This is a genomic window from Hoylesella timonensis S9-PR14 (genome assembly GCF_000762405.1).
Taxonomy (GTDB): domain Bacteria; phylum Bacteroidota; class Bacteroidia; order Bacteroidales; family Bacteroidaceae; genus Prevotella; species Prevotella timonensis_A.
Genome location: NZ_JRPQ01000175.1, coordinates 1 through 6,369 on the forward strand (window position 1 = coordinate 1; position 6,369 = coordinate 6,369).

Annotated in this window: 4 protein-coding genes; all 4 read right to left on the reverse strand. The window is 42.6% G+C overall.

What is annotated here, in order from left to right; all coding sequences use genetic code 11:
- Positions 1–1,385: 1,385 nt before the first annotated feature.
- The 4 genes from traN to HMPREF9304_RS10810 all read right to left on the reverse strand — a co-directional run bounded on the left by traN (position 1,386) and on the right by HMPREF9304_RS10810 (position 5,731).
- Positions 1,386–2,237 (reverse strand): conjugative transposon protein TraN, encoded by an 852-nt coding sequence (gene traN, locus HMPREF9304_RS10790; protein ID WP_036929024.1) that lies wholly within the window; start codon positions 2,235–2,237, stop codon positions 1,386–1,388.
- Positions 2,238–2,262: 25 nt separating this feature from the next.
- On the reverse strand, positions 2,263–3,579 hold the full coding sequence (gene traM, locus HMPREF9304_RS10795; protein WP_036929017.1) for a conjugative transposon protein TraM: 1,317 nt from the start codon (positions 3,577–3,579) through the stop codon (positions 2,263–2,265).
- 346 nt (positions 3,580–3,925) lie between these two features.
- On the reverse strand, positions 3,926–4,543 hold the full coding sequence (gene traK / locus HMPREF9304_RS10805) for a conjugative transposon protein TraK (RefSeq protein ID WP_036929021.1): 618 nt from the start codon (positions 4,541–4,543) through the stop codon (positions 3,926–3,928).
- Positions 4,544–4,555: 12 nt separating this feature from the next.
- On the reverse strand, positions 4,556–5,731 hold the full coding sequence (locus HMPREF9304_RS10810; protein WP_052046125.1) for a hypothetical protein: 1,176 nt from the start codon (positions 5,729–5,731) through the stop codon (positions 4,556–4,558).
- Positions 5,732–6,369 lie beyond the last annotated feature (638 nt).

The following is a 6,369-nucleotide window of genomic DNA, read 5'->3' on the forward strand; positions in this document are numbered from 1 at the left end:
CTTTTCCGCTGCCTTTACTGCTGCTTTGCCAAGCTCTTTTATCCATCCCATGGTCGTTTGTTTTTTAGTTAGAATAATTGATTTGAATGATTGCTCGTGCCTTATGTTTTTCCATCTTAGGCGTTTCAATGATACCCCCGTTTACAGAGGAACAAAGCCAAGCCTGAAANTTNTTGTTNTCNCTTACTTCCGTGGAAGTCCAATACCAACAGTCTTCATTCAAGGCTATGGGTGTGCCACCNAGCTTTTCTATGATGGGATTGATTTTTCTGGCAGAGACATTCAACAAACGCTGCTCTGCTACACTGGGCAGGAAATCACTCTGGCCACCTTCATGAAANGTAAAGAGCTTCATGGCAAGTGGACTACCCTTCTTTGTTTCGGCATTGTAACTGTTTTGCATTGCTCGTGTGTTGGCGGAACCGTCAAAAGCGGTAAGGCTTCCACTCGTGCCGTTGGAAAGGCCAAGCGAGTCACAGAACACTCCGTCCAGNTCCTTCAGCATAACGGCCATAAGCGGATGAACGTCCGTCTGCTCCGCAAAGACAACGCCCACGGCTTTTTGCGATTTTTGGGCAAAATAAACGTCTGGTGACACACAACTATGATCNTCGCACAAGATATACCCCACATGNATTTCATAATCTGTGGGTTGATAGACATCACATGAGTTCAGNCCTATAAGTACAGCCAATAAAGAAATGGCATATACTATTTTATTGGTGTTACGTGATCTTCTATGTGAAGATTGACGATGAACTTTATAGGAAATTCGCACAATTCTGTGAGAAAGTCTTATGATGCGATTGATTACCATAAGTATTTTATATATATTCATGTCAATTTTAATTTATAGTGGAACCTTAGCACCAATGGCTACGCCAGTACGGAACAAGTCCTCCCCCCGCATCGTGACATCCTCTTTTACCTGAAAGAAGATGCTCCAGCCATGATAGAGGTTGAAGGTGTGTTCGTAGCCGAGTGAACCTACGCCAACAAACTTATGTAAGTCACTGCCGCCACTTACACCGACCCTGATGTTGCCATGATGGTTGCGACTTCGTGTCACGCAAGGCTTATAGGCAAAACCAACCGTCCAAATGTTATAACTGTNCCAAAAAGAACTTCGGGTGACATAACCTGCTTCTGGTTCAGTCTTGTACTTGATATAGTAGTTTGCNAAGTACTCCATTGCATTGTGATAATTCATTTCATGCTCATAAGCCAGTGTGGCATCAAATCCTTGCGGATAGGTAGCACCCATGCCAACCATTACATGATTGCCGTGAGATTGGCTCATAGCTGAAAGGTGAAACAGGCAGATAAGAGAAACTACAGAAACTCTTGGNAAACGGGAAAAACGTATATTCATGATAAGCCTTTTTTTATTGTTCTTTCAAGAGTAACGTGTCGAACGAGTCGGCACTTAATACATCCTCATAGTCGAGATGAAGTGAGATGGCACGACCACTAATCTGTTTTTCTGAAAGCTCAACCGACAGAACCTTGTCATTGGGGAATGTCATCTTTTTCAAGACAACTACATTGCGGTAGCCTTTTCTGAACCTTACAGAACGGTCAAGAATAAATGCTGGTTTCAACTCAATAATCTGAACATTGGTTGACTTTTCTTGTTTCTTGTCCTCGAGCTTTATACGTANCTCATCTATGTCAAATGGGAGGTTGGTCTTGTTTTCTACGGAAAAATCAATGAAAAAATATTCGCCTACAACATAGATGTTNTTCAANCGCATGATCATCTTGTCCTTTTTGGTAAAAGTACTNCGATATTTGGCTGGAGAATTCCATACNTTCATGCAATAAGAGGCCATATCTGTAGTAGACATGCTNATTTCAGGATTGTGGAAAGCATTGCGCTCTATAAGTTCCACTTCCTTATCCGAAACGGCCTCTTGGAGACGACGGGTGTAAATAAGNGCATATTGTACTCTATAACGCTCTGTGATAATAGTGACTATACCCAGTACATCCCCGTCATTATGATTGCCGGTCTTGGGTTTTATACGTATCACGTTATCCAAAGGTTTGTCACCTGCTACGGAATCTGTAGATATNTCCACCAAGCGTATTGGCTCGGAGGCGGTGATGATAGTGGATATGTTTTCGTTGACGGTCAACACCTCCATATCCGAATAAGTCTTTTGAGCATGTACCCCCAACAAAAAAGTGGTACACATAATAACGACTATAGCAATTTTCTGTTTAAAATTTTTCATATNTTTTTTTNTTCTTGTTAGCATTTTAATATCTGTTTCTCTTTTCCTGCCGACTGCCGTCAATCAGATAAACGAGCGTACCATACTTCAATTTTACCCTATTCTTGCGGACAGCTTTTCCTACAGCATTCATCATATGTTGAGAGGCATTCTGAACGGCATTGTTGGCCCAACCTTTGATGCCAGTTGAAGAGGTTGTGTTGTCTACAATGTTCGTTCCACCCTGTGTGGCTGAACCGAGTATCTCTTTAGTGGTTTCCCTGAAGGAAGATTGCGGAACGTAAAGACCCTCCAATCCGTCCGTGTCATAAATGGAAAGGCTTACGTTGATAATCTCATCCCTACAGAAGACGCTCTTTACATTTCCTTTGACTCGCTGTTGACTGAAACCAGACATCTGTGCATAGAGGTAGGTACCTTTCTTAACGGTTATGTCACCAATTTCCACATCATCCAGCAAACGAAGGCGGACACGACTTCCTTCTTGTGCCTTCACATTCTCGTCGATAATAGCCTTGATGAGCTTAGACTCTTCCGATGAAGACGATAGAGTGTTGAAGTAGTCGGAGGATGCCTTTACTTTCTTGACAACTTTTTCGGGATTGCCCTCTGCTTGTCCTCCTGCATCACGGTTGTTGTCCGATGTTCTGGAAGAATAAGAGGATCCGTTGTCATCGTAAGATGTATTTCTTTCGTTCCGAGAACCATTTGCAAGCAGACCATAATCATCTTCGATACTGTCATTATTGTCTACGTTATCACGTCTTCCTCGNCCTGAAGAAGAACCGAAAGCAACGCCCGAAAGATCCTCGTTCATCTTNTCTATCTCACGTTGTCTTCTNCTACGGTCGAGACGTGCAATCTCTGAATCACTTACTGGAGCGACAAAGTTGTCGCTCGAGGAAGAGCTGCGGGAAGCGTTTGNCCCCTTTCGTACACGATCCTGCATTTCCCTGATTCTGCGCTGNTCATCAATCTTGGCACGTTGNTGCGCTTGCTGCCTTTGNACCATTTCAGCCTCTCGATTACTGTATTGGGAATTATAATCTTCCTTTTTATTGATCGAGTCAANGTCNTTCTCAACATTCTCAACTCCAGAAACATCATTGATTTTTCCAAACTCACGCTCGGCATTGTCCAACTTGCCTCCCAACACGCTGTCAGTATTGGCTGACGGCAGATCAGAGTTCAAGTAATCCGTTGTGGCCAAGCGTGGGTCGTTGTCGGACACGTCTGTTTCTACGGCATCAATGACGAAATATCCTACAAACAAAACCAGTGGATATAGTATAGCCGGAAAGACATACTTCCTATCCTTAAAATTTATTTTCTTTACATCCATTTTACTTTTTGTTTATTGTACGTCTTTGATGTAATACTGAATCTACCTGTTCAACAGCTGTTGTGCGCCGNTCCTTAGAGGCGTTATAGCTGCGTACCATATTGAAAATGTTAATGGCAAAACAGCCAATTACAATNCCGAAGACNGTAACGAGGAAGGCTACACGGTGACGGTTGGCCAGAATTTGTATCTTCATGACCAGCCAACTCAAACCACTCTTGTCGGCAAACTGTTTGCCTGCTTCCACTTCTTTTTCATAACGCTCTCTATATTTTGGGTCGTTCTTGTCNGGCATAGGGTCNCCCATAATAATTCTCTTGAATCCCATAATATTCAATCTTTAATGTTAGTAATTGGTTTTCTGATTTTCGGAGAGATCTTTGTTGACAAGAGTTCTCCAGCCGTAGATGATAAAGCCGTGTGGGTTGTTTTCNGTTCGAGGTACTCGCCTTAGACTTCCTGCGGTAATGAGCTGACGCATCAGGATGCTGGTGCGACGCTCGATACGTTGACGGCCATAATAGGTAAAGGTCAGCTTCTTCTCGTCTAACTTGATAGAGTCACAGAANATACTGCATATCGTACTCGTTCCAATAATGTTATTATAAAAGCCTTTTTCCTTCAAGGCGTTATATTGNGCAAGACCTGACTCATCAATAAGGTACATGGCTTTCTTGATGGTATAATCAATATACTTATCATCAGGAGCCAATGTAAAGAACAGGTTATGGAACATCTCCACGTGACTTTTTGCTTCCACGCCAAAAGTCTCATCCATNGTAGTCTGCTTGACTAAAACNGGTACNGTNCCATCAAGGACATAAATCTTCTTATGAGCATCGGCAACCATNCCTCTGGCTATAAAAAGACTTCCAAGGCTGATAACTATACAACCTATCAAAAAAAGACTTGTGACNATCAATACTAATTTTATCTTGTTTTCTAATTTTTTTAATACAGCCATAGNTTTNTTTTTTTANTGGATTCTGGGCATGACAGACATGGCACTTGATTTGACGGAGGATGCCACTCCTTCTCCAAAGTTACGAGTGGAGAAAGCGGTGTCTCCTTCAGGTATCATCCATGCTGCAAGATCGGGAACCAAGTTGAGACACCTTAATGCAACTACGGAAGCGGCAAGAAGATAACCACAGGACATGAAGGCATTTTGTACATAACCGTTCATTGTGTTCACATTCGATGTAATGGCGGTTAGGTTTTCAACCTGAACGCTAATCACAATATCAAACAACAGCAGGACATAAAAACCTACAAAATAGAGCATGGCTCCATAGAAGTGGACGGTCAGGTAGCGGATAATCCATTTTGCCCACGCCCCTTCCCATTTCGGAAGGACGGAGAAAGCCCATTGGATGGGACCAAAGATGGTCAACATACCCAATAAGATTTGCTGACAGAATATGGTTGCCCACCAACCGACACGATACAGAACAAGCGAAAAGAACATAACAATCTTATCTAAGCCGATGATTAGACCTGCAAAAACAGATGTCTTTTTAGCTCTGGCGGCATCTTTTAAACCATCTACAGTATCTTTACCAGAAGTGTTTTGACCTAAAACATCAAGACTTGAAGCATTCTGTAGTCCTTCGGAAGCCACTTCCACCTCTGCTGCCTTTTGATACATCGTGTCACGTTTTTGCAAAAGTGGCATCAACTCGTTGTATTTCTCACTGACTTGCACAGCTTCCGCTTCATATAGGTCGTGGGTATAGCTGCCTATACAGTTGGGAATATATGCCAAAGCATCCAAGATGCTACCACTGCCGCCACCCATGCCAGTCATGCTTGGAGGGTACCAAAAAATCATGACCATGGCGATACCTAATACTTTAAGTATNTTGAANACATCAATGGGTTCTCCCTTGACCATCATCTTATAGGCAATGCTGGCACCTACAATGATGGAAAACAAGGCTCCCAATGCCATGCTCATTTGAAGGATCCACCAAAAAGGACCCTGTGTACCAATAAAATCGGGATTGCACAAAAACTCATTCGTTTGAAAAACAACATTGTCAATGTCTTCCTCAAACAGGTCAACTCCTATTGTCTGGGATAGGTCGGAGATTGTGTTCGACAACCCCTGAAGACCTCCTTGTGCAGCTAATAATAAGGAACTGAATGTCATAATTTACATTTTTACTTGTTAGCGTATATTTTATATTTTACTTTTTGATTTCACTTTTTTGAAAAACCATCAACGCCCACCGCCGTTCTCCAACGGTTCAAGGCATCAAAAGCTACTGTAGAGACGGAGGATAACCGCTGGGGTGGCTTGCTGTTTTCCCGCATCTCCTTTGCGGACTTCATGCCTTTCCATGCAAGAAGCTGTTTGGTGAGCTGGTAATTGCGNCTGACAATATCTTTATAGATGGCTATGTACTCTTTCTTCTTGCGTCCCAAATCTTGATAGGACTCACGAGTAACCTTGATAGCGGTCTGAAGACAGTTATAAATGNTCTTCCACCTGCGATAGTCTTCAGATGTACCACCGTAAGGCATGATAAGATTGATATTCTTCTGAAAGATGGATAGTCTGTTCTCTATCTTGCTTTTTTCAACTGTCCATGCTAAGTCGGTCATTGGACTGCGGTCAACTATATTCTNTGCCTCTATCTTGGCACGGCGGAAGGTCACAGAATCTATGCTGTCNGCATAANGTTTTTCATCTGCGACACGAGTTTTCATGNGAAGACGGAAAANCTGCTTGTTCAGCANATTGGCTGTCGATTGATATCCCTTGTGAAATGCGTTATAGTAGTAACG